This window comes from Methylobacterium sp. 285MFTsu5.1 (genome assembly GCF_000383455.1).
In the GTDB taxonomy this organism is placed as follows: domain Bacteria; phylum Pseudomonadota; class Alphaproteobacteria; order Rhizobiales; family Beijerinckiaceae; genus Methylobacterium.
Map to the genome: position 1 here is coordinate 52,062 of NZ_KB911281.1, position 22,939 is coordinate 75,000.

The 22,939-nt window shown below is 72.4% G+C and carries 19 protein-coding genes; 8 read left to right on the plus strand and 11 right to left on the minus strand.

Annotated features, from left to right (window positions below):
- Positions 1-91 precede the first annotated feature (91 nt).
- The 5 genes from H288_RS0118050 (at position 92) to purQ (ending at position 3,579) form a co-directional block, all read left to right on the plus strand.
- Positions 92-1,483, plus strand: coding sequence for an ActS/PrrB/RegB family redox-sensitive histidine kinase (locus H288_RS0118050; protein WP_020093985.1), 1,392 nt, complete (start codon positions 92-94; stop codon positions 1,481-1,483).
- Positions 1,484-1,529: 46 nt separating this feature from the next.
- Complete coding sequence (locus tag H288_RS0118055) at positions 1,530-2,129, plus strand: ActR/PrrA/RegA family redox response regulator transcription factor (RefSeq protein WP_012321283.1); 600 nt, start codon at positions 1,530-1,532, stop codon at positions 2,127-2,129.
- A gap of 114 nt (positions 2,130-2,243) precedes the next feature.
- Complete coding sequence (locus H288_RS0118060) at positions 2,244-2,483, plus strand: hypothetical protein (protein ID WP_012321282.1); 240 nt, start codon at positions 2,244-2,246, stop codon at positions 2,481-2,483.
- Between the two features lie 176 nt (positions 2,484-2,659).
- Positions 2,660-2,899, plus strand: a complete 240-nt coding sequence (gene purS / locus H288_RS0118065) for a phosphoribosylformylglycinamidine synthase subunit PurS (protein ID WP_020093986.1) — start codon at positions 2,660-2,662, stop codon at positions 2,897-2,899.
- Positions 2,899-3,579 (plus strand): phosphoribosylformylglycinamidine synthase subunit PurQ, encoded by a 681-nt coding sequence (gene purQ, locus H288_RS0118070; protein WP_020093987.1) that lies wholly within the window; start codon positions 2,899-2,901, stop codon positions 3,577-3,579. Before purS ends, purQ begins: the two co-directional genes overlap by 1 nt.
- 431 nt (positions 3,580-4,010) lie before the next feature.
- Here the strand turns inward: purQ and H288_RS0118075 are convergent, their stop codons facing one another.
- From H288_RS0118075 to H288_RS32480, 5 genes are all read right to left on the minus strand, one after another.
- On the minus strand, positions 4,011-6,443 hold the full coding sequence (locus tag H288_RS0118075) for a penicillin-binding protein 1A (RefSeq protein WP_020093988.1): 2,433 nt from the start codon (positions 6,441-6,443) through the stop codon (positions 4,011-4,013).
- 170 nt (positions 6,444-6,613) lie between these two features.
- Positions 6,614-7,873 (minus strand): N-acetylmuramoyl-L-alanine amidase, encoded by a 1,260-nt coding sequence (locus tag H288_RS0118080; protein WP_020093989.1) that lies wholly within the window; start codon positions 7,871-7,873, stop codon positions 6,614-6,616.
- A 136-nt stretch (positions 7,874-8,009) separates the two neighbouring features.
- Complete coding sequence (locus H288_RS0118085) at positions 8,010-8,561, minus strand: hypothetical protein (protein WP_020093990.1); 552 nt, start codon at positions 8,559-8,561, stop codon at positions 8,010-8,012.
- 244 nt (positions 8,562-8,805) lie between these two features.
- Complete coding sequence (locus H288_RS0118090) at positions 8,806-9,162, minus strand: phasin (protein WP_026605054.1); 357 nt, start codon at positions 9,160-9,162, stop codon at positions 8,806-8,808.
- Positions 9,163-9,492: 330 nt separating this feature from the next.
- Positions 9,493-10,764, minus strand: a complete 1,272-nt coding sequence (locus tag H288_RS32480; RefSeq protein WP_020093992.1) for a glycosyltransferase — start codon at positions 10,762-10,764, stop codon at positions 9,493-9,495.
- Between the two features lie 124 nt (positions 10,765-10,888).
- On the opposite strand from H288_RS32480, the gene H288_RS0118100 reads away from it, so the two are divergent.
- Both H288_RS0118100 and H288_RS35670 read left to right on the plus strand, forming a co-directional pair.
- Complete coding sequence (locus tag H288_RS0118100) at positions 10,889-12,154, plus strand: glycosyltransferase family 4 protein (RefSeq protein WP_020093993.1); 1,266 nt, start codon at positions 10,889-10,891, stop codon at positions 12,152-12,154.
- 128 nt (positions 12,155-12,282) lie between these two features.
- Positions 12,283-12,459, plus strand: coding sequence for a hypothetical protein (locus H288_RS35670; RefSeq protein ID WP_020093994.1), 177 nt, complete (start codon positions 12,283-12,285; stop codon positions 12,457-12,459).
- 21 nt (positions 12,460-12,480) lie between these two features.
- On the opposite strand, the gene H288_RS0118110 is transcribed toward H288_RS35670, so the two are convergent.
- The 5 genes from H288_RS0118110 to H288_RS0118130 all read right to left on the minus strand — a co-directional run bounded on the left by H288_RS0118110 (position 12,481) and on the right by H288_RS0118130 (position 19,919).
- Positions 12,481-14,979, minus strand: coding sequence for an EAL domain-containing protein (locus H288_RS0118110; RefSeq protein WP_245274520.1), 2,499 nt, complete (start codon positions 14,977-14,979; stop codon positions 12,481-12,483).
- Between the two features lie 115 nt (positions 14,980-15,094).
- On the minus strand, positions 15,095-16,777 hold the full coding sequence (locus H288_RS0118115; protein ID WP_020093996.1) for an acyl-CoA dehydrogenase family protein: 1,683 nt from the start codon (positions 16,775-16,777) through the stop codon (positions 15,095-15,097).
- 233 nt (positions 16,778-17,010) lie between these two features.
- Positions 17,011-17,217 (minus strand): hypothetical protein, encoded by a 207-nt coding sequence (locus tag H288_RS0118120; RefSeq protein WP_012321270.1) that lies wholly within the window; start codon positions 17,215-17,217, stop codon positions 17,011-17,013.
- A gap of 116 nt (positions 17,218-17,333) precedes the next feature.
- The gene (locus H288_RS0118125) at positions 17,334-18,884 is read right to left on the minus strand and encodes an FAD-dependent oxidoreductase (protein ID WP_020093997.1); all 1,551 of its coding nucleotides are present in this window, start codon (positions 18,882-18,884) and stop codon (positions 17,334-17,336) included.
- A gap of 126 nt (positions 18,885-19,010) precedes the next feature.
- Positions 19,011-19,919, minus strand: a complete 909-nt coding sequence (locus tag H288_RS0118130) for a DMT family transporter (RefSeq protein ID WP_020093998.1) — start codon at positions 19,917-19,919, stop codon at positions 19,011-19,013.
- Positions 19,920-20,148: 229 nt separating this feature from the next.
- On the opposite strand from H288_RS0118130, the gene H288_RS0118135 reads away from it, so the two are divergent.
- The gene (locus H288_RS0118135; RefSeq protein WP_020093999.1) at positions 20,149-21,036 is read left to right on the plus strand and encodes a YihY/virulence factor BrkB family protein; all 888 of its coding nucleotides are present in this window, start codon (positions 20,149-20,151) and stop codon (positions 21,034-21,036) included.
- A gap of 90 nt (positions 21,037-21,126) precedes the next feature.
- On the opposite strand, the gene H288_RS0118140 is transcribed toward H288_RS0118135, so the two are convergent.
- Positions 21,127-22,902 carry a glucan ABC transporter ATP-binding protein/ permease gene (locus H288_RS0118140; RefSeq protein ID WP_020094000.1) on the minus strand — a complete coding sequence of 592 codons (1,776 nt, stop codon included), beginning with the start codon at positions 22,900-22,902 and terminating at the stop codon, positions 21,127-21,129.
- Positions 22,903-22,939: the final 37 nt, after the last annotated feature.

The following is a 22,939-nucleotide window of genomic DNA, read 5'->3' on the forward strand; positions in this document are numbered from 1 at the left end:
ATTCCCATCGCCGCGTCATGCGAAGGGAGTCCACGGGACGCCGCGCCGGCGGGTCCGTCCGGCGACGCACCGATACAGCCCGTTACAGCCCATGCCCGATACCGATCTCAGCGGCCTCGGTCGCGACGCGCGACACCTGCGGCTCGACACCTTCGTCCGCCTGCGCTGGCTCGCCATCACGGGCCAGAGCGCGGCGGTCGTCGGGGCGCAGTTCGGCCTCGGCCTGCCGCTGCCGTTCGGCTGGTGCTTCCTGGTGATCGCCACCTCGTCCTGGCTGAACCTCGCCCTGCGGATCCGCTTCCCGGCGAGCTACCGGCTCAGCGACGATTCCGCGGCCCTGCTCCTCGCCTTCGACATCGTGCAGCTCGCGGCCCTGCTGTTCCTCACGGGCGGGCTCCAGAACCCGTTCTCGCTGCTGTTCCTCGCCCCGGTGCTGATCTCCGCCACCGCCCTACCCCCCGAGCGGACCCTGGCGCTGGGCCTCCTGGCGGTGGGCCTCGCGACGCTGCTCGCCCTGGTGCACCGGCCCCTGCCCTGGTTCGCGGACGGGCGGATCGAGCTGCCGTTCCTGTACGTCTCCGGCGTCTGGACCGCGATCCTGCTCGGCACCGCCTTCACGGGCGTCTACGCGTGGCGGGTCGCCGAGGAGACCCGGCTCCTCGCCCAGGCGCTCGCCGCCACCGAGCTGGTGCTCGCCCGCGAGCAGCACCTGTCGCAGCTCGACGGGCTCGCGGCCGCGGCTGCCCACGAATTGGGCACACCGCTGGGCACGATCATGGTGGTGACCAAGGAGCTGATCCGCCAGCTCGGCCCCACCGCCTCGCCGGCGGTGGCGGAGGATCTCAACCTGCTGCGCGAGCAGGTCGACCGCTGCCGCGGCATCCTCGGCAAGCTGACCTCCCTCGACGGGGACGGGGCCGGGGCCGGCTTCCTGGAGACGGTGACGTTCAGCCACCTCGTGGAGGAGCTGGTGGCGCCGCAGCGGGCACTCGGCGCTGCCCTCGCCGTCACCAGCGCCGGCGAGGGGCCGGAGCCGGCCTGCCGGCGCAACCCGGGCGTCATGTTCGGGCTCGCCAACATCCTCGACAACGCCGTCGACTTCGCCGAGGCCGGCGTCACCGTCGAGGGGCGCTGGACGCCCGACCGGGTCTGGATCGAGATCCGCGACGACGGCCCGGGCTTCTCCAGCGAGGTGCTGCTGCGGGCGGGCGAGCCCTACGTGACCACCCGCAGCCACGACCGGCCGCAATCCGGCGGCACCGTGGGGGCCGGCCTCGGCCTCGGGCTGTTCATCGCCAAGACCCTGATCGAGCGCTCGGGAGCGCAGCTCGCCCTGATGAACGTCGCGGCGCCGGACGCCCACGGGGCGATCGTGCGCGTCTCCTGGGCCCGCCACATCTTCGAGCGCGGCGCCGCGCCGCGACATTCTCCGGAACTCAGTATCCGCGCCCCCCTGCCACCGGGCGATGCCGTACCTATATGAGGGACAGACCAAGAACCCGACGACGAAAACCCGAAAGGAGTGCCGGATGCTCACGCAGCCCGGGACCTCGGCGGCGACCGACCCCGCCGTGATCAACGATGCCGATCCGCTGGCCGCCTTCTCCGACCGCAGCCTGCTGATCGTCGACGACGACAAGCCCTTCCAGACCCGCCTCGCGCGCGCCATGGAGAGCCGCGGCTACCATGTGCAGGTGGCCGACAGCGTCGCGGACGGCGTCTCCGCCGTCGAGGCGCGCGCGCCCGCCTTCGCGGTGATCGACATGCGCCTCGGCGACGGCAATGGCCTCGACGTGATCGCCCGCCTCAAGGAGCGCCGGCCCGAGGCCCGCGGCGTGATCCTCACCGGCTACGGCAACATCGCCACCGCGGTCACCGCGGTGAAGCTCGGCGCCTTCGACTACCTCGCCAAGCCCGCCGACGCCGACGAGATCCACGGCACGCTGATGGCGCAGCCGGGCGAGCGGGCCGACCCGCCCGAGAACCCGATGTCGGCCGACCGGGTCCGCTGGGAGCACATCCAGCGCGTCTACGAGCTGTGCAGCCGCAACGTCAGCGAGACCGCCCGGCGCCTCAACATGCATCGGCGGACCCTGCAGCGGATCTTGGCCAAGCGCGCGCCGCGCTGAGGCCGGACCGCTCCGGCGCCGTCCGGTCGGTTGCATCGCCCCGCCTCTGTGGGCTAGCTGCGCGGGTCCCGGACGGTTCGTCCGGGGCCCGAAATCTTTTCGAGGGCGGATCTCGTGAACGGGCGCAACGCCATCACCATCATCAGCATGATGGTCCTCGTCGGCACCGAGGTCTTCGCCGTGGCCATCGCGGCGGGCTGGGCCATCGCGGGCATCTTCGATCTCGGCGACCGGGTCGGGCACGTCCTGATGGGGCTGTTCAGCCTGTTCGCGGCCTGGATCATGCTCCAGCTCTGGCGCCGGGCGACCAGCATCGAGCCCCTGCGGGGCCCGGCTCCGGCGGCGCATCGCTGAACGAGCGCGCACGGGCGACTTTTCCGTTCAAGTTGCATCCAGCAGCGGAATGATCCCTATGCGTGCGGCGTGTTCGACAGTGCGCCGGCCTTCCTGTTAGAAGCGACCGGCGACGGTCTGTGTGACGTTGTCGCAGGTCACACCCCCGTCCCGACACGCGTGAGACCCGTAGATCCATGAAAGCCCGTATCATCGTCACCCTGAAGACCGGTGTGCTGGACCCGCAGGGCAAGGCGATCGAGGCCGCCCTCAGGTCCCTCGGCATCGAGGGCGTCGACGGCGTCCGTCAGGGCAAGGTCTTCGACATCGAGGTGTCGGCAGCCGACGGCGCCGCCGCCGAGGCGACGCTGCGCACGGCCTGCGAGAAGCTCCTAGCCAACACCGTCGTCGAGAACTACGCGATCGAGATCCTCTGATGCACGCCGCGGTCGTCGTCTTCCCGGGTTCCAACCGCGAGTCGGACGTCGTCCGGGCCCTGCGGCGCTCCGGCGCGCAGGTGAGCCTCGTCTGGCACGCGGACCACGCGCTCCCCGCCGGCACCGACCTCGCCGTCCTGCCCGGCGGCTTCTCGTACGGCGACTACCTGCGCTGCGGCGCCATCGCCGGCCGGGCCGCCGCCATGGACGCGGTCCGGGCCCACGCGGCCCGCGGCGGCCTCGTGCTCGGTATCTGCAACGGCTTCCAGATCCTGTGCGAATCGGGCCTGCTGCCCGGCGTGCTGATGCGCAACATCGACCGGCGCTTCATCTGCCACCGGCAGACGCTCCGGGTGGAGCGCACCGACACCCGCTTCACCAGCGCCTACACTCAGGGTCAGGTGATCGACGTCTGCGTCGCCCACGGCGAAGGCAACTACTTCGCCGATCCCGAGGCGCTGGCGCGGATCGAGGGCGAGGGCCGGGTCGCCTTCCGCTACTGCGACGCGACCGGGGCGATCACCGTCGAGGCGAACCGCAACGGCTCCCTCAACGCCATCGCGGGCGTCCTGTCGGAGACCGGGAACGTCCTCGGGATGATGCCGCACCCGGAGAACTTCGTCGAGGATCTGGTCGGCGGGACCGACGGGCGCGGGCTTTTCGACAGTCTGGCGGCCTGAGATCGACGGGAGAGAACACACCTTAACTCCGCATTAAGGTTTTCGAGGCATAAACAGGCATCCAGTGATCTGGATGTCGAGTTGGACATGTTTGTCCGCTCTGTTTTGATGCCTCCCTGATGACTCCTCGAGCCGCTCCCTCCGGGGCGGCTTTTTTCTGTGCGCCTGCGGAGCGCGACGCTGGTCGGTGCCGAGGGGCGGGTCTCGCCCGAGAACGGCCCGCGCGAACTTGGCCGCCGCACCTTCCGGCCCTTCGGGCAAAGCTGCGCGATCCCGGACGGCGCCGGTCGCGATCGCGGGCCTCTCGCCCCGGCGATGACCCGTCCGTCGCACCGTCGCCCCGGATCCGTAACGCGAAAGCCCAGGCCGGGCGGACCCGACCTGGGCTGAGAGCGATCTCGGCTGACAGCGGCTGGGCGGGGCGAGCCGCCTCAGTACAATCCGCCGGCCTGAGCGGCCCGGTCGGGATCGGGCGCGACCGCCGCCGGGGCGGCCGCCTGGCCGCCGCCGCCGGAGGACGGCGCCGAGTAGGAATCCGGCGGCGCGGTGCCCGGCTTGAACGCCTCCAGGATCGTCCCGGCGCCCTCCCCCGAGCCGGCGCGGGTGCCGCTCGCGAGGTTGATGCGGATCAGCTTGATGCCCGGGGGCACGCGGAACGGCGTCGGCGGCTTGTCCTTGAGGGCCGTCTTCAGGAACTCCAGGGCGATCGGCGCCGCCAGGCCGCCGCCGGTGGCGCGGTCGCCGAGCGAGCGGGGCTTGTCGAAGCCGATATAGATGCCGACCGCCAAGTCCGGCGAGAAGCCCACGAACCACGCGTCCTTGGCGTCGTTCGTCGTGCCGGTCTTACCGGCGAGCGGCTTGCCGATCTGCTTCAGGATCGTGGCGGTGCCGCGCTGGACCACGCCCTCCATGATCGAGACCATCTGGTAGGCGGTCAGCGGGTCGAGCACCTGCTCGGAATCGTCCACCAGCTTCGGCTCGTCCTGGCCCGACCACTTCTCGGCGTCGCAGCCGATGCACTTGCGGTTGTCGTGCCGGTAGATCGTCTCGCCGATGCGGTCCTGGATCCGGTCGATCAAGGTCGGCCGGATGCGCCGGCCGCCGTTGGCCAGCATCGAGTAGGCGGTGACCATGCGCATGACCGTGGTCTCGCCCGCGCCGAGCGACATGGGCAGCACCGGCAGCATGTCGTCGTAGACGCCGAAGCGGCGGGCGTACTCGGCGATGAGCGGCATGCCGACATCCTTGGCGAGCCGGACCGTCATCAGGTTCTTCGAGTGCTCGATGCCGTAGCGCAGGGTGTGCGGGCCGCCCGACTTGCCGTCGTAGTTCGAGGGCGTCCAGGCCTCCTGGCCGGGGCCGGCCTCGATGGTGATCGGGGTGTCCTGGATGATCGAGGCGGGGGTGTAGCCGTTGTCCAGCGCCGCCGAGTAGACGATCGGCTTGAACGAGGAGCCGGGCTGGCGCATCGCCTGGGTGGCGCGGTTGAACTCGGACTCGTCGTACGAGAAGCCGCCGACCATCGCGTGCACGCGGCCCGTGTTCGGGTCCATGGCCACGATGGCGCCCGAGACCTCGGGCTTCTGGCGCAGGCGGAACTGGCCGCGGCCGCCGTCCATCGCCTCGACATAGACCATGTCGCCGGGCTGGAGATTGGCGCGGCCGGCCCAGCGCATGCCCTCGGGGACGATCACGCCGGTCTCGCGGTCTTTGCCGACCTGGCCGGAGGCCTCGCGCCGGGGCTGCAGGCCGATCTGCACGCCGCCGCCGCCGTTGCCCAGCACCACGGCGAGCCGCCAGGGCGCCACGTCGCCGAGCGCCGGAACCTCGGCCGCCGCCATGCCCCAGTCGCGTCCGGTCAGGTCGACCTTGGTGACCGGACCGCGCCAGCCATGAGCCTGGTCGTAGCGCACGAGGCCGTCGACCAGCGCCTTGCGGGCCCAGGCCTGCATCTTCGGGTCGAGGGTCGTGCGCACCGAGAGGCCGCCCTCGTAGAGCTTCTTCTCGCCGTAGCGCTCGGAGATCTCGCGGCGGACCTCCTCGGTGAAGTAGTTGGCGTTGGCGGCGTTCGGGAAGGCGACGCGCGGGTTGACGCCGAGCGGCATCTTCTTGGCGGACTCCGCCTCCTCCCGGGTGATGTAGCCGTTCTCCGCCATCAGGCGGATGATCTCGTTGCGGCGGTCGAGGGCCGCCTGGGTCTTGCGGTAGGGGTGGTAGTTGTTCGGCCCCTTCGGCAGGGCGGCGAGGTAGGCCGCCTCGTTGATGGTCAGCTCGTGGACCGACTTGCCGAAATAGTCGAGCGCCGCGGCCGCGACGCCGTGCAGGTTGCGGCCGGGCACGATCGTGCCGAGGAAGATCTCGTTGAGGTAGAGCTCGAGGATCTTGTCCTTCGAGTAGGCCGCCTCGATCCGGAGCGCGAGCAGCGCCTCCTTGATCTTCCGGTCGTAGGTCTGCTCGGAGGAGAGCAGGAAGTTCTTGGCAACCTGCTGGGTGATGGTCGAGGCGCCCTGCCGCTTGCCCGACTTGGCGTTGGTCAGGAAGGCGCGCACGATCCCCTCGGGGTCGATGCCGCCGTGCTTGTAGAAGTTCTTGTCCTCGGCCGACAGGAAGGCCGCGACGACGATCTTCGGCATCGCCTGGATCGGCAGGTACAGCCGGCGCTCACGGGCGTACTCGGCCAGCAGCGAGCCGTCCGCCGCGTGGACGCGGGTCATCACCGGCGGCTCGTAATTGGAGAGCGCGGCGTGGTCGGGCAGGTCCTGGCTGTACTTCCAGTAGAAGTAACCGCCCACCGCCGCGCCGACCACGAACAGCACCGCGGCGGCGCTGAACAGGATCCCAAAGAAACGGAGGATCAGACGCATCCGGTGTTCCGCTCGTCGCTGGCCCGGCCGAATGCCGGAATCGGCTCATCCGGCGCGTGCACCCCGCGCGCTGCGCGGCCGGCCCCCGGACGGTCCCGTGAGACCCCCTCGGAATGCCGGTTTCGGCGGCCATGCGACGGGGCGTCGGACGTCCCGTATCGACACTCTATCTATGGTGAAACTGGGGCGGCGGCGGCCGCGCGGCGCGTCGGGGCCGGCCGGCCGAGCGTGGCGCGGTTGGTGAAGAACTGGTCGATCGCCTTGGCCATGGAGCCGGTGACGTCGGCCCGCCACTCCGGCGATTGCAGCATCTCCAGGTCGCGCTTGCTGGAGAGATAGCCGAGTTCCACGAGCACGCTCGGCACGTCGGGGGAGCGCAGCACCACGAAGCGCGCCTCGCGGTGGGGCTTGGCGCTCATCTTCATCACGGGGGCGAGCTGGCCCATCAGCGTGCGGGCGAAGCCCGACGAGAAGCCCCGCGTCTCGCGCAGGGTCAGCTCCTGCAGGATGTCGGCGATGTCCGGCGGCGCCTCGGCGGCGTCGACGCCCGCGGCGGAATCCGCCCGGTTCTCGCGCTCGGCGAGCTTGGCGGATTCGGCGTCCGTGGCCTTCTCGGAATTGGTGTAGATCGTGGCGCCGCTCACCTGGGGCGCCGCCGAGATCGAGTCCGCATGGATCGACACGAACAGGTCGGCCCTGGCGTCGCGGGCGAGGCGCACCCGCTCGGCCAGCGGCACGAACACGTCGCGGTCGCGGGTCATCCGGACCCGGTAGCGGCCGCCCGCCTCCAGCCTCGCCACGAGGGCCTGGGCGAAGCCGAACACGATGTCCTTCTCGAACACGCCGCCCACCGCGATGGCGCCGGGATCGGTGCCGCCGTGGCCGGCATCGACCATGATCAGCGGCCGCTGGTCGGCGGGCTCCGGCGCCGCGGCGCGGGCCTGGGCGGGGGCGGGATCGGCGGTGGCGGCGGCCTTGCGGAACGCGTCGCGGTCGGCGCGCTGCAGCGGGATCGTGAGCAGCACCGCGCCGTCACGCGGCCGCGTCGCGGTCTCGATCTTCCCGACGATGGCGGGCGCGGTGAGGTCGATCACGATGCGGGACCGCCCGGGCGCGAACAGGCCGTAGCGGAAGCTCTGCACGAGGCCGTCGCGGCGGCTGCCGGTCCCGGAATCGAGCTGGAAGTTGACCTCGGGCAGGTCGATCACCGCCCGGTCGGGCCGCTCCATCACGAAGCCGCGGGCCTCGACGGCCCGGGACAGAGTCAGGGTGAGGCGCGTGGTGCCGGCCTGGCTCGCGACGTCGGCCCCGATGGCGACGGCCGGCTTCTCGCCGTTCTGCGCGGCAGCCGGCATCCCCGTCAGCGCCGGCAGGAGCGCGACGGCGAGGCGGAGCCATGCGGAACGGATCAGGCGCGCGCAGTTCGGCATCGGTCCGGTGTCGTCTCCCGTGCCCTCCGTTAAGGCATGGGACCGGCTTGGTTAACGGGTCGTTGCCGCCGCGGGTTCGATCGGGCCGGCCTTGTGGCCGGGATGCGACAAGTCCCGGCCGCCCGGGCGCCGCGCCTCAGCGGTACGCGACGACCCGGCTCGCCTGCCCGACCACCGTGACCCAGCAGGTCAGGGACGCGTCGGCGGCCCGCTGGACCTCGCCGACCTGCAGGCGGATGACGTCGGCCGGCGAGCGGGCACCCGAGAGCGCCCGCAGATGCGCGACGGCCGCCTCGCCCTCGCCGCGCACGTAGCGGGCGATGATCGAGCCGATCTCGACGACGTCGAGGCGGTCGGGGGTGAAGCTGATTCGGTTCGCGGCCGCGACGAGTCCCGGACCCGCGCCCGGCACCGGCCGGGGGGCGATGTCGATCACCGCCCCGGTTCCGGACTCGGCTTCGGACCGGGCTTCGAACTCGGCTTCGGACGTCGTCGCGGCGGCTGTGGCCACCGGGTCGGACGGGACGTCCACCGCGCCGTCGGGCGCGGTCTCGGCGCCGGTCCGGACGGCCTCGGCGAAGTGGTCAGGCGATTGGTCAGGCGCCGGAGCGGGCGCTTGATCGGGTTCATCCGCCGCGATCGGGGCGGCTGCGGCCTGGATCTCGGGGGGGGCCGACGCGTCCTGCAACGGCTGGGGCGTCCCGGCGGGACGGCTCCTCGGTCGACGCGGCTTTCCCATCGCGCGATCTCCTCCTGTCGGCGTCGGCCCGTCTCGACGGAGCGGCGGCCGGAGGTCGTGCGCGGCCGGCTCGCCGGCGGTGTCGGCGCCGGGCCCGTGACGCCCGGGCGTCAGAGCGGGGGATCCGGCGGGCCTGGACGGCCCTGCCGGATCCCGGTCTTCGTGCCCCGATCGCGGACCGGGGCGGCCGGCCTCAGCGGGCGGCGGCGTTCTGCGCCAGGGTGCCGTAATCCTTGGCCTGGGCCTGGAGCGCGGCGAACTGGCTGCGGACGAACTCGGACTGGAGCTCGAACGCCTCGCGGAGATCCTTCGTGCGCACCAGCTTCTGGGCGAAGTCGAAGGTCGCGTTGGCGTTGGCCTGCGCGTGATCGAACCCCTTCGCGACCGCGGCGCTGAGGGTCGACTGGAAGGTCTGGCCCGAGGCCTGGACCTGCTCGGCGGCCTTCACGGCGTTCGCCATCATGGTGCCGACGGCGGTCCGGGCCTGATCGACGCTCTTGTCGGCGAAGTCGCGCATCTCGGTCGGGATCTCGAAGTTCGGGGTCTGCATCGATGTCTCCAGCATCATCCTTGGAGCGGGACGCCGCATGCGTCCGCGTTGACGCCCCTCTATATGTTGCACTGCAACAAGAAGTCAAGTGCAGGTTCGGGGCGCACTCACGGATCCGGAGGCCCGATAAAGTTCCGATCCGATGATGTCACGAAGTCATCGACCCGGTGCCAGGGCCAGATAGCAGGTTGCGAGCAAGCTACACCATTGACTCAGTCGGCTAAGATTGCTGATCCCCGCGGAAACCCGATTGGCAAAAAACTATCTCCCTGTCCAGAGGGGCGCGAACGGATCGTGAATTCTTCTGGTATACCAAGCACACCGGAGGATTCAGGATCGTTGCTCCAGGGCGAGCGCGGGTGGATGCTGCATCGCACCGGCCGCCGATTCGGCCAGGCCGGCGTAGAGCGCGCGGAGCGCCGCTGTGTGAGCCGCCAGACCCATCGGGGCCACCCGGAAGAGGCGGCGCGCCTCGGCCCCGAGGGCGGCCGCCAGGGCGTCGTCCCGGAGCGCCGCGAACGCCTCGGCGAGGGGCGCGATCTCCGGCGCGACCACGAAGCCGGTCCGGCCGTGCCGGACCTTCTCAGCGGCGCCGGAGCGGTCGGAAGCCACGACCGGAATGCCGGCCGCCAGCGCCTCGTAGACCGTGAGCGGCCCGGTCTCGTACCAGCGGGAGGGCGCGGCGAGCGCCCGGGCGCGGGCCCGGAGCGTCGCCCAGACCGCCTCGGGCCGCTGCCAGCCGATCACCTCGACGCCGTCCCGGGCGCGCAGCTCCGCCTCCAGGGGCCCGGCGCCGATGAACAGGGCCGGGAGCCCCGCGGCGCGGGCGGCGTCGGCCACGAGGTCGGCGCCCTTCTCGCGGGTGAGGCGCCCCACATAGGCGATCGCGTCGCCGCGGGCGGGCTCGGCCGCCGGCCCGTCCGGGAGCCGGACGGGATTGTCGATCCTGTGATGCGCTAGGGCGTAGCCGCCCAGGAGGGCGCCGAGCCGCTGGCGGCTGGCATCGCAGACATGGACGACGTGGAGCGGGCGGCGTCGGCTGGCCCGGCCGACGACCTGACGCAGCGCCGCGGCGCGGGCGACCCGCACGGCCTTGTGCACCCGGCTGCGCGGGTCGCAGGGCGCCGCCAGGCAAGCGACCGACAGGGGCGCGAGCCCGCAGGGCTCGGCCCGGTCGAAGCGGTAGTAGACGCCGTTCGGGCAGGCCAGGGCGTAGTCGTGCAGCGTGACGACCAGCGGCACCCCGGTCTCCGACAGGACCGGGACGATCGCCGGCGACAGGGTCCGGGTCCACTGGTGCAGGTGGATGCAGTCCGGCGGAGCCGCGAGGCCGGCGAGGGCGGCGGCGAGCCGGCGGGCGGCGGCCGCGTGCCAGATCCCGGCGGCCGCGGCCCGCGCGGCGCCGAGCGACCAGATGTCGGGCAGGCCGAGGTCGATCCGGCGGATGCCGGCATGATCGAGGAGCGGGTCGACGGGACCCGGGATCGCCTGGATGTAGGTGACGCCGAGGCCGGCCTCGGCGAGCCCGCGGGCCGATTCGAGCGCGACCTTCTCGGCGCCGCCGCTGGCGGCCGCGAACTCGGCCAGGATCACGACGTGCACGGTGAACCCTCCCGGGGATCGATCGCTCTCGCGCGCCGGGAGGATGGGGCAGACCGGTTTACGGGCGATCAACCGCGGCCCGATACAGCTGTCGGTCCCGGATCGCAGCGGCGGAAGTCCTGACGTGCACGTCGTCCTCGTCGCAGACCACGCCGCGATCAACGGCGGCCAGGCCAAGGTCGCCATCGAATCCGCCCTGGGGCTCGCCGCCCGGGGGGTCCGCGTCAGCCTGTTCGCCGCGGTCGGCCCGGTGGACCCGCGGCTGGAGCCGGCCGGCGTCCGGGTGGTCTGCCTGGACCAGGACGACGTCACCACGGCGCGCAGCAAGCTCGCCTTCGCGGCCCAGGCGATCTGGAACGGGCCGGCCTGCCGCGCCCTGGCGGCGGAACTCGCCGCCTGCGATCCCCGCGACACGCTGGTCCACGTCCACGCCTTCGCCAAGGCGCTGTCGCCGTCGATCGGCACCGCGCTCCGGGCCTCGGGGCTGCCCTGCCTCTACACGATGCACGAGTTCTTCCTCGTCTGCCCGACCGGCGGCTTCTACGCCTACCCGGCGCAGCGGATCTGCCACCGCACCCCGATGTCGCCCGCCTGCATCGTGGCGAACTGCGACGCGCGCAGCTACCCGCGCAAGGTGGCCCGGATGGTCCGCCACGCCGGCCTCGCCCACGTGGCCCGGCTGCCGGAGCTGTTCGCCCACGTCATCACGATCAGCGACCTGCAGGAGAGCGTCGTGCGGCCGCTCCTGCCCCGCGGCACCGCCTTCCACCGGGTCGACAACCCCATCGCGGTGGCGCCGGCGCCGGTGCACGACGGGCCACCGGGCGACTTCCTGTTCGTCGGGCGGATCTCCACCGAGAAGGGCGCGCCGATCTTCGCCGAGGCGGCCCGCCGGGCGGGCGTGCGGGCGGCCTTCGTGGGCGACGGCCCCGAGCGGGCCGACCTCGCCGCGCGCTATCCCGAGGCGGTGATGCTCGGCTGGCGCGACGCCGCGGCCGTGCAGGCGCTGATGCGGCGGGCCCGGGCGCTGGTCTTCCCGAGCGTCTGGTACGAGGGCCAGCCGCTCACCGTCTACGAGGCGCTGGCCTGCGGCGCGCCGGTGATCGTCAGCGACGCCTGCGCGGGCCGCGAGGCCGTGGCCGACGGCGAGACCGGATTCTGGTTCCGCTCGGGCGACCCGGACGACCTCGCCGCGCACCTGCGCCGCCTGACCGACGACGGCCTCGCCGCCCGGATGGGCCGGGCCGCGCACGAGCGCTACTGGGCCGCGCCCCTGACCCTGGACACCCATCTCGACCGTCTCGAGGCCGTGTACGGGACGGTCCTGCGCGAGGCCGCGGCCCGCGCGCCGGCCCGCGGCCCGCTCGGGCGGCCGCTCGCGACCGCCTGACGACGATTCCGGTGCGCACGTCCTCGCGCGCGCAGCGATCAGGCCCGAAAGATCGGAAACACCCGCCCTCCCTCGCGTTGATGCCCACCGGCACCCTTGCGTGCCTCCGTCACGGACGAGCGAGCGACATGGCCGAGACCCACAAGCCGAACGAGACCAAGCCGGGCTTCCAGCAGGGCACCGCCAAGCCGGGCGACGCCAAGAACCCCGACAACAAGCAGGAGAAGCTGAACGAGCGCCTGGACGACGCCCTGGAGGAGACCTTCCCGTCGAGCGACCCGGTCTCGGTGAAGGTCACCAAGTAGGCCCCGCGCGGGCCGGGCGGATCAGGCCGCCCGGTCGTCCGGGACCGCCTCCCGCGCGCGCTCGATCAGGCGGCGGGCCTCGGGGCCCGGGACCGCGCGGCTGAACAGGAAGCCCTGCACCTCGTCGTAGCCCTCGGCGCGGAGCATCGCGAGCTGCTCGGCGGTCTCGACGCCCTCGGCGGTGGTGGCGATGCCGAGGCTGGTGCCCAGGCTCGCCACCGCGCGCACGATCGCCGTGCAGTGGGTGTTCTCGCCGACCTGACTCACGAAGGAGCGGTCGAGCTTGATCTTGTCGAACGGGAAGCTGCGCAGGTAGCCGAGGCTGGAATAGCCGGTCCCGAAATCGTCCATGGCGATCCGGATGCCCATGGCCCGCAGCGCGTGCAGCGTCGCGAGGTTGGCGGCGCTGTCGGCGAGCAGGACCGATTCGGTGATCTCCAGCTCGAGCCGCCGCGGGTCGAGCCCCGCGACGGCGAGCGCCCCGCGCACGGTCTCGACCAGGTCGCGGTTGCGGAACTGGATCGGGGAGAGGTTCACGGCGAGGCGGATCGCCTCCGGCCAGGTCGCCGCCTCGGCGAAGGCGGTCTGCATCACCCAGGCGCCGATCGGCACGATCAGGCCGGTCTCCTCGGCGAGCGGCACGAACTCGGCCGGCGAGACCGGGCCGTGCTCCGGGTGGTGCCAGCGCAGCAGCGCCTCGAAGGCGAGGATCCGGCCGGCGCAGGCGTCCATCAGCGGCTGGTAGACCAGCGAGAACTGGCCGCGGGCGAAAGCCTCGCGCAGCTCGTTCTCGCGCCGCCGCCGCGCCTGCACCCAGGCATCCATCTCCGGCTCGAAGCACCGGAAGGTGCCGCCGCCCTCGGCCTTCGCCCGGTAGAGGGCGAGGTCGGCGTTCTTCATCAGCGTCTCGGGATCGGTGCCGTCCCGGGGCAGGCAGGCGACGCCGATGCTGGTGCCGATGTGGCAATCCTGGCCGTCCAGCCGAAAGGGGCGGCCGAGCTCGGCGATCACCCGCGCGATCAGCCCGTCGGCCAGCGCCGGGAGGTCCGTCCCGCGCACCAGGATGGCGAACTCGTCGCCGCCGAGCCGGGCCACGAGGTCGTCCTCGCGCAGGCAGCCGGCGATCCGCTCGGCCGCCTCGCGCAGCAGCGCGTCGCCGACCGGGTGGCCCAGCGTGTCGTTGACGATCTTGAACTTGTCGAGGTCGAGGCAGAGCAGCACCGCCGCCTCGCCGTCCCGGGCGTGGCGGGCGATCGCCTCGGCGAGGCGGTCCCGGAACAGCACGCGGTTCGGCAGCCCGGTGAGCGCGTCGTGGTGGGCCATGTGGGCGATGCGGGCCTCGGCCCGGCGCCGCTCGGTCATGTCGATGGCGGCCTCGAGCACGGCCTGCCGCCCCTCGAACGGCATCGCCCGCTGGAACAGGGACACCTCGATGGCGGAGCCGTCGGCGCGGCGGTGGAGGGTGCCGGTGGTCGGCAGGCCGGGCGCCGGCGCCGCGTCGGCGGCCATGGCGAGATCGGCCGGCGCCCGCTCCAGGAACTGCTCGCGGCTGTAGCCGTAATGGGCGACGGCCGCGTCGTTGACCGCCAGGAACCGGTCGCGCGCGTCGGCCACGACCCACATCGGCACCGGGTTGTTCTCGAACAGGAGCCGGAACGAGGCCTCCCGGGCCTTGATGTCGCCGACATCCGTCATGGTGACCGAGAGGAGGTCGCCGACGCAGCCCGCCTCGACCTTGAGGTAGAGCGTGCCGCCGTCGGAGCGGGGACGGCTCAGCTCGAAGGCCGCGCGCCCGCCCCGCTCGACCATGGCGGCGAGCGTCGCGATCGTCCGCGCGGTGATCGCCCCGGGGAAGAGCTGGCCCACGCGCTGCCACTGCAGGGCGGCGGCGGGGCGCTCCAGCAGGCGCTCGGCCCCGCGGTTGAGGGCGACGATCTTGAAATCGACCGGCCGGCCCGCCGCGTCCCGGACCGTGCTGAGGGCCAGGATGCCCTGGTCGGTGGCGGTGAACATCGCCTGGACCAGCTCGGTCCGGACGCTCGCCCCGTCGAACCCGACCAGCACGAACGGCTCGCCCCAGCGGTTGCCCAGGGGCACGCCGACGAGGCGGGTCGATGTCACGACCCCGGCGGCGAGGCGATCGCACCGGGCGTAGGCGGGCTGGCCGGACGTGAGGGCGGCCGCGACCATCTCGTCGACGGGCTCGCGCAGCTCGATCGGGAGCGCGTCGACCGGGAGGGTCTCCGTCGGGATGATCTCGGCCGGGACGATCCCGGACAACGCGCCCTCCGCGCCTTCGGCACCCTGCGCGAGCCAGGCGCCGAAGACCTGGCCCGCCCAGAGGATCCGGGCGGCCCGCCCGTCGCGGGTCGTCACCAGGGCGGCCCGGTCGGCGAGGCGGCCAAGACTCCCGAGCACGACGGCCTCGTAGGACGGGATCGGCGCCCCCGGCGTCCGGCAATCCTGCCAGTGCCGGAGGAGGTTCTTGCCCGTCTGTCCGTCGTCGTGCTGCGCGCTCACCGAGCCGCCCCAGTTGTTCACCGGGCGCCAGGAAGCAGGGACTTCGTTTAAGCCGGGTTCATATGCCGACTTATAATCCCATGATACGTACTATTCCCCAGCTCTAGACGGGATTTCAGGCAGACTCGAGCAGCCGGCGGGCGATCACCTGCGCCTGGATCTCCGCAGCGCCCTCGAAGATCGAGAGGATGCGCGCGTCGCACAGGATCCGGCTCACCGGGTACTCGAGCGCGAAGCCGTTGCCGCCGTGGATCTGGAGGGCGTTGTCGGCCGCCGCCCAGGCGACGCGGGCGCCGAGCAGCTTCGCCATCCCGGCCTCCAGGTCGCAGCGCTTGCCCTCGTCCTTCTCGCGGGCCGAGAAGTAGGTGAGCTGGCGGGCGATGTTGATCTCCACCGCCATCATGGCGAGCTTGTCGGCCACCCGCGGGAAGTTCACCAGCGCCTTGCCGAACTGGACCCGCTCCTCGGCGTAGCGCAGGCCGACGTCGAGGGCCGACTGGGCGACGCCGATGGCGCGGGCCGCGGTCTGGATGCGGGCCGACTCGAAGGTCTGCATCAGCTGGGCGAAGCCCTTGCCCTCGACCTCGCCGAGCAGGTTGCCGCCCGGCACCTCGAAGTTCTCGAAGGCGAGCTCGTACTCCTTCATGCCGCGGTAGCCGAGCACCTCGATCTCGCCGCCCGACAGGCCCTGGACCGGGAACGGCTCCGCGTCGGTGCCGCGGGGCTTCTCGGCGATCAGCATGGAGAGGCCCTTGTGGCCCTTCTCCTCGGGCTTGGTGCGGACCAGCACCGTCATGATGTCGGCGCGGACCGGGTGGGTGATCCAGGTCTTGTTGCCGGTGATCTTCCAGACGTCGCCCTCCTTCACCGCGCGGGTGCGCAGGCTCGCAAGGTCGGAGCCGGTGTTCGGCTCGGTGAAGACGGCGGTGGGCAGGATGTCGCCGGAGGCGATCTTCGGCAGGAAGCGCTGCTTCTGCTCCTCGGTGCCGCCGCACAGGATCAGCTCCGCGGCGATCTCCGAGCGGGTGCCCAGCGAGCCGACGCCGATATAGGCGCGGGACAGCTCCTCCGAGACCACGCACATGGCGGTCTTCGGCAGGCCCATGCCGCCGTACTCCTCGGGGATCGTCAGGCCGAAGACGCCGAGTTCGGCCATCTTCTGCACGATCTCCATCGGGATGTAGGCGTTCTTCAGGTGCCACTCGTGCGCCTGATCGACCACCTCGGCCTTGCCGAAGCGGCGCATCTCGGAGCGGATCGCCTCCATGTCCTCGTCGAGGCCCGAGGCGCCGACCGTCGCCGAGCCGCCGCCGTCGCGCATCTGCGCCACCAGGGCGGCGCGGTTCTCTGGCGTGTTGCCCTCGGCGATCAGGGTCTCGACCGCGTCCGTGCGGTACTGGGCCACCTCCTTGGCGGAGAGGCCGAGGGACCCGGTGAGGCGGACCATCTCGCCCTGGCTCATCGGGATGCCGGAGAACAGCTGGTCGAGATACTCGCCGGCGCCGATCCGGACGAGGAGCGCCTCGGTCTCGCCGAACCGGCCCTCCCCTTGCAGGCGCTCGGCGTAGCCGCCGAGCTCGTTCACCGCCTCCGCGTAGGTCGCGAGCCACGCGAGCCCATGGGCGGCGTGCTGCTGGCCCTCGAGCTTGGCCGCGTCGATCCGCCCGTCCGTCCCGAGGATCCGCGTGCGGACCCGGCGCGTGGCCTCGGCGGCCAGCGCCTTCGCGCTCTCACCGGCGGCCTTGGTGAGGGCCACGAGATCCTGCGGCTCGGTCTGGATGGCGGGGGATGCGGACATGGTTCTCTGCTCGCGTGGCGTCTTCTTGGATCGGGTCCTTTTAACCTGCCGCGGTCCGGAGCCGAAGCAGATTTCGTTTGTCTCGCCTTGAACTGAAGTTGAATACCGGCGCTGGCGGGCCGGCGCGCAGCCCCGCGAAGTCAAGGCCGGACCGGCGCGGCGACGTGCGACGGTGCGGACACTGATGATCGTGCCTTCAGCCTACCGAAACCTGCTCGCCGGACGGCCCCGGCTCAGCGCCTCTGCTCGCACCGGGTCTTCAGGTAGGACCCGTCCTCGCCCTTGAAGCCCGCATTGGCCGCCAGGACCGGCCCCTGGACGAGGCATTCCTGGAGCGTGTGGGCCGGGCCCGTGACCACGTCGATGGCAGTCTCGCGCGAGCAGTCCGGGGCCTGGACGGAGGCGGCGCAGATGAGGGCGACGACGATGATCTGGTTCATGGGGCCTCCCGTGCGGGCCCGGCTCACGAGACGGCGGGCGGCGTCTACCGAAAGATGGACCGCCCGACCTTGTTCCCTCGGTCCGGCCGCCCCGACGTGGCGCCGATGTCGCGCCGTCACACCAGCGCGGCGAGATCCGCACCGGCCTCGATCCGGTCGGGGGTGGGCACGCGGCCCTCGCCCAGCAGGTGGAGGAACGCCGTGAAGGCGGGGTTGCGGCCGATGCTGCAGGCGGCCACCGCGCGGTTGTCGCGGACGTAGTAGGCGATGAAGTCGAGCGCCGCCGGGTCGCCCTGCAGGATGATCCGCTCGAAATCCGGCGCGTAGCCGCCGTAATCCAGGCGCTTGTCGCCCTGGTTGCTCCAGAAGAACGGCGCCCCCGCGAAGGCGCCGGTGGCGCCGAGCATCGCCCGGGCGACGTGCGTGCCGTGCTGCTGCGCCAGCCGCCAGTGCTCGATCCGCGCCGTGACGCCGCTGCCGCGCTCCGGGAAGGCCGCGATGTCGCCCGCGACCCAGACGTGGTCGGCGAGCTTCAGGTCGGCGCCGACCGGGAGGCCGCCGGACTCGTCCGGCTCCACCCCGGCGACGATCCCGGTCTCCGGCGCGGCGCCGGCGCCGATCAGCACGAGGTCGGCCGGAAGCCGCGCGCCGTCCTCGGTCTCGACGGCCTCGACGGAGCCGGTGCCGGCGATCCGCGCGACCGTGCCGGTCACGAAGGTCACGCCGTTGCCGGCGTGGTAGCGCTTCAGCGCCGCGCCCACGGCCTCGCCGAAGCGCTTGGCGAAGGGGACCTCCTCCCGGGACAGGACCGTCACCGACAGGCCGCGCTTGGTCAGGAAGGCCGCGGCCTCCAGGCCGATGAAGCCTGCGCCGATCACCACCACGCGCGTCGCCCGTTCCGCCGCGGCGCTGAGGCGCACCGCGTCGTCGAGGCTGCGCAGGGTCATGACGCCGTCGAGATCCCTTCCCTCGAAGTCCGGCACCACCGCGCGGCTGCCGGTGGCGATCAGCAGCGCGTCGCCGGTGAGTGTGCGCCCGTCCGCCAGCGCGACGCTGCGGCCGGCCGGATCGATCCGGGTCGCCTCGGCCTCGACCCGCTCGACCCGGTGGGCGGCGGCGAAATCCGGCTCCAGCAGGGTCTTCTCGGCCGGGGTGGGCTTGGCCAGGAACTGCTTGGACAGCTTGGTCCGGTCGTAGGGCGGGTGGCCCTCGCGGCCGACCAGGGTGATCGCCCCCGCGAAGCCCTCGCGCCGGAGCGTGGTGACGCAGGCGGCGGCGGCCGCACCGGTGCCGACGATCAGGACCGTCCCGACCGGGGCCTCGGCCCGCCGCGCCGGGACCGGCTCGGGGGTCAGCGTCGCCACCGCCTCGCCGCCCTCGATCCGGACGGGATAGCGGGTCAGCGCCTCCAGCGCCGGCGGCTCCTCCAGGCCGCCGTCGGCGACCGCGAAGGCCGCCTTGTGCCAGGGGCAGTAGAGCCGGCCGCCACAGATCTCGCCCTTGGCCAGCGGCGCGCCGAGATGCGGGCACTTCGCCTGGAAGGCGCGCACCCCGTCGGCGTCGCGCACGAACAGCACCGCGTCGTCGCCGGCCTTGCCCTCGGCCTTGCCGCCGAGGGGGATCGCGTCGAGGGCGAGGCGGATCTCGCGGGGCTTGTCCTGGTTCATCCTCGCCTCGCGCGCTGCCGGCCCGGGCCGATCCGGCCCGCGCGCACCAAACCGCGAGGGCGCGAAGGGTTTCCGCGCCTTCCGTCGCAGGGGTCGCGGCCTCGGCGGCGACCGCCCGCGGCCATCTCAGCCGCGGCTCGCCACCGCCACGCCGAGGGCGGCGAGCGCCATGCCGGCGCCCTGCACGGGGGTCAGCACCTCGCCGAACAGCAGGTAGCCGAGGACGGCCGCGACCGGCGGCACGAGGAAGAACAGGGCGGCGACGCCCGCCACCGCGCCCCGCCGGATCAGCACCAGCAGCAGCAGGATCCCGGCGACCGAGTTGACCAGGACCGCCCAGCCGAGGCCGAGCCACAGGGCGGGCGCCGGATCGAACGCGCTGCCGCCGAAGGCGAGCGCCAGCGGGATGGCGCAAGCCATGCCGCCGACGAACTGGAGGGTCGCGCCGGCCAGGAGATCGACCTGGCCGCCGGTGCGCTTCTGCCAGAGCGTGCCGAGGGTCAGCGCCAGCACCCCCAGGAGGCTGACGGCCAGCGCCGCCGGCGGGATCCCGGACGGGTCCGTGGCGCCGAGCTTCGGGGCGAGCACGAGGCCGGTGCCGACGAAGCCCATGAGGATCCCGAGCGCCCGCCGGCCGCTGACGCGCTCGCCCAGCAGCGGCTGCGCAAGGAGCGCGGTGAGCAGCGGCTGGAGGCTGCCGACGAGCGCCGCGATTCCGGCCGGCAGCCCGTGGCTCACCGCCCAGAAGACGCCCGACAGGTAGACGCCCTGCATCAGGAAGCCCGCGACGACCGGGTCGCGCCACCCCGCCCGGTCCGCCGGCCAGCGCACCCGGGCGGCCGCGGCGATCAGGGCCAGCACCAGGGCGACGGCCGTGAAGCGGATTGCGGTGAAGGCCAGCGGATCGACGTGCGGCACGACCGCCCGGGCCGAGATGAAGCCCGTGGCCCAGATCGGGATGAACAGCGCCGGGAGAGCGCCGGATGCGAGGGTCGACGGGCGGGAGAGTGTAGGCATGGCCGCCGGACGGAGCATGCCGGCGCGCCCGGCGCAACGGTGATCTTGCCCACGGGGCGCGACCGGCACCGGCGTGGCGCGGACGCGTCACCGGCCGCCGATCGGGACCGGAGCGGGCCGACGGCGTTGACGCGCGGGTGCCGGCGCCGTTCATCGGCGGACCTCTCCCGGAGAGGGCCGCCCCGAGGATCGCGCGATCGAGGATCGTTGGACACCCGTGAAACCCCTCCGCAGCGGATTACAGGTCATGGGCGTCGCCGCGCAGCGCTTCGTCTCCCATGACGGCTGGGCGATCGCGAGTCACATCGCCCTCTCGAGCCTGACCTCGCTGTTCCCGTTCCTGATCCTGCTGGCGGCGCTCGCCGGCCTGTTCGGCACCCAGTCGCTGGCCGACGAGGCCGGGGTGCTGATCTTCGACGCGTGGCCGCGGGAGATCGCCAAGCCGATCGTCGGCGAGGTGCACCGGGTGCTCACCGAGCAGCGCAGCGGCGTGCTGACGCTCGGCGCGCTGTTCGCCCTGTACTTCTCCTCCTCGGGCGTCGAGAGCCTGCGGGTCGGGTTGAACCGGGCCTACGGCCTGCGCGAGAGCCGGCCCTGGTGGCTGACCCGCCTCGAATCGATCGGCTACGTGATCTGCGGCGCCTTCGCGATGCTGGCCTTCGCGCTGCTCGTGGTGCTGGGGCCGCTGATCTGGCGCAACGTCGTCTTGGTGGCGCCGGGCCTGGAGCCCCTGAGCCTCACGGTGGCGATCGGGCGGATCGGCGTCACGGCCCTGCTGCTCGCCGTCGTGCTGGTCATCGCCCACAAGTTCGTCGCGGCCGGGCGGCGCTCGATCCTGTCGGTGCTGCCGGGGATCGGGGTGACGCTGCTCCTGTGGTTCTTCGCCGGCCTCGGCTTCGGCTACTACCTCGACCGATTCTCCAACGCCTACGCGTCGACCTACGGGGGGCTGGCCACCGCGATGGTGTTCCTGGTCTTCCTCTACTGGCTCGCCGCCATGTTCCTGTTCGGCGGCGAGATCAACGGCACGGTGATCGCCGCCCGCCGCGCCCGCCTGCAGGCGAAGATGCTGGCGCGCCGGGCCGAGATGGAGGGCCGCAGGTCCGGGACGGGCGCCCCGGGACCGGGCGCCTGATCCCGGAGCGTCCCGGTCGCACCCCACCGTCTCCCGCGCGGGAGAGGGGTTCGCGCCCGGACCCGACGACGCGGTGCGCCCGGCGGCGCCTCACGCCGCCAGCGCCAGCCCCTCGTCTTCCTCCGCCTGGGCCGCCATGAACTGCGCCCGGGCGAGCTCGGCGAACCTGCCGTCCTGCGCGACCAGGTCGTCGAAGGTGCCGGCCTCGACGATCCGGCCCTCGTGGAACACCAGGATCCGGTCGGCGTCGCGGATCGTCGCGAGGCGGTGGGCGATCACGAAGGTGGTCCGCCCCTCCATCACGGTCTCCAGGGCGCCCTGGAGCTTGCGCTCGGTGGCGGCGTCCAGCGCCGAGGTCGCCTCGTCGAGGATCAGGATCGGCGGGTTCTTCAGGAGCGCCCGGGCGATCGAGAGCCGCTGGCGCTCGCCGCCCGAGAGCGACCGGCCGCGCTCGCCGATCACCGTGTCGAGCCCGTCGGCCTGGCGCGCCATGAAGGCGCTGGCCTGGGCGCGTTCCAGCGCGTCGAGCATCTCGGCGTCGGTGGCGTCGGGGCAGCCGACCTGCAGGTTCTCGCGGATCGAGCGGGCGAACAGCATCGGCTCCTGAAACACCACGCCGATGTTGTGGCGCAGCGAGGCGAGGCCGACGTCGCGGATGTCCATCCCGTCGATCCGGATCGCGCCGGAGGCCGGGTCGAAGCTGCGGTGCAGGAGGCCGAGCGTCGTCGACTTGCCCGAGCCGGTGGTCCCGACCAGCGCGATCGTCTCGCCGGGCTTGGCGGTGAACGAGACCCCGTCGAGCGCCTGGCGCCTTCCGTCGTACGAGAAGGCGACGTCCTCGAAGGTGACCGCGCCCTCGAAGCGGGCGACCTGCCGGGCGTGCGGCCGGTCGGCCACCGCCGGGACGGTGTCGTAGATCTCGAAGAACTCGGCGATCTTCGGCGCCTGCTGGAACAGGCCGTTGACGAAGCCGACCACGTGGTCGAGCCGGGCCACGAAGGCGGTGGCGAGGCTCATGAAGGCCACGACCTCGCCCACCGTGGTGGTGCCAGCCTGGTAGAGCCAGATGCCGGTGACGAAGATCGCCGTCATGGTGATGGTCGCGGAGGCGCGGGTCGCCACGTTGGCGAGCGCCCACCAGGACAGGACCGGGATTTGCGCGGCGAGCAGGTTGGTGATGATGCCGCGCATCGCCTCCTTCTCGGCCTTGGCGCGGGTGAAGGACTGGATCACCGCGACGTTGCCGAGGGCGTCCGAGGCGTGGGCGGCCAGCCCCGAGTTGAATTCCTCAACCTGGCCCTGGAGCGCCTCGGTCCGGCGCATCACGAAGGTGGTGAGCGCCGTGAAGGCCAGCACCAGCACCACCAGGATCGCGCCGAGCTGCCAGTTGATGAACAGGGTCATCGGCAGGAGCACGCCGAGCGAGACCAGGGCGACGAGGTGATCGCGGAAGAAGCCGAGCCACAGCCACGCCATGCCGTTCGTGCCCTCCAGCATCGCCTTCAGGACGCGGCCGGAATGGTTGGCCGAGTGGAAGGCGAGCGGCAGGTCGAGGACGTGCTCGAAGTAGCTCGCCATCGACGACAGGCGGTTGCGGTGCGCCAGCCGGTCGGCGTGGAGCGCGATGAACACGCCCGCCGCGATGGTGAAGAAGCCGAACGCCACCCAGGCGGCGAGCAGGGGCAGCATCGTGCCCATGGCGTCGCCGCCGCGCTTGAGATGGGTCAGCTGGTCGATGATCCGGCCCATCAGCAGGGGCTCGGCGAAGGCCGCGATCGCCAGGACCACGTTGGTGACGGCTAGGCCTATCGCCAGCCGCCGCTCCGCCTTCAGAAATCCCAGGACCCGCCCGTACAGACGAACCATCGTACCGCTCCGCCACCCCTGGCGCGGCCCGTGTGAC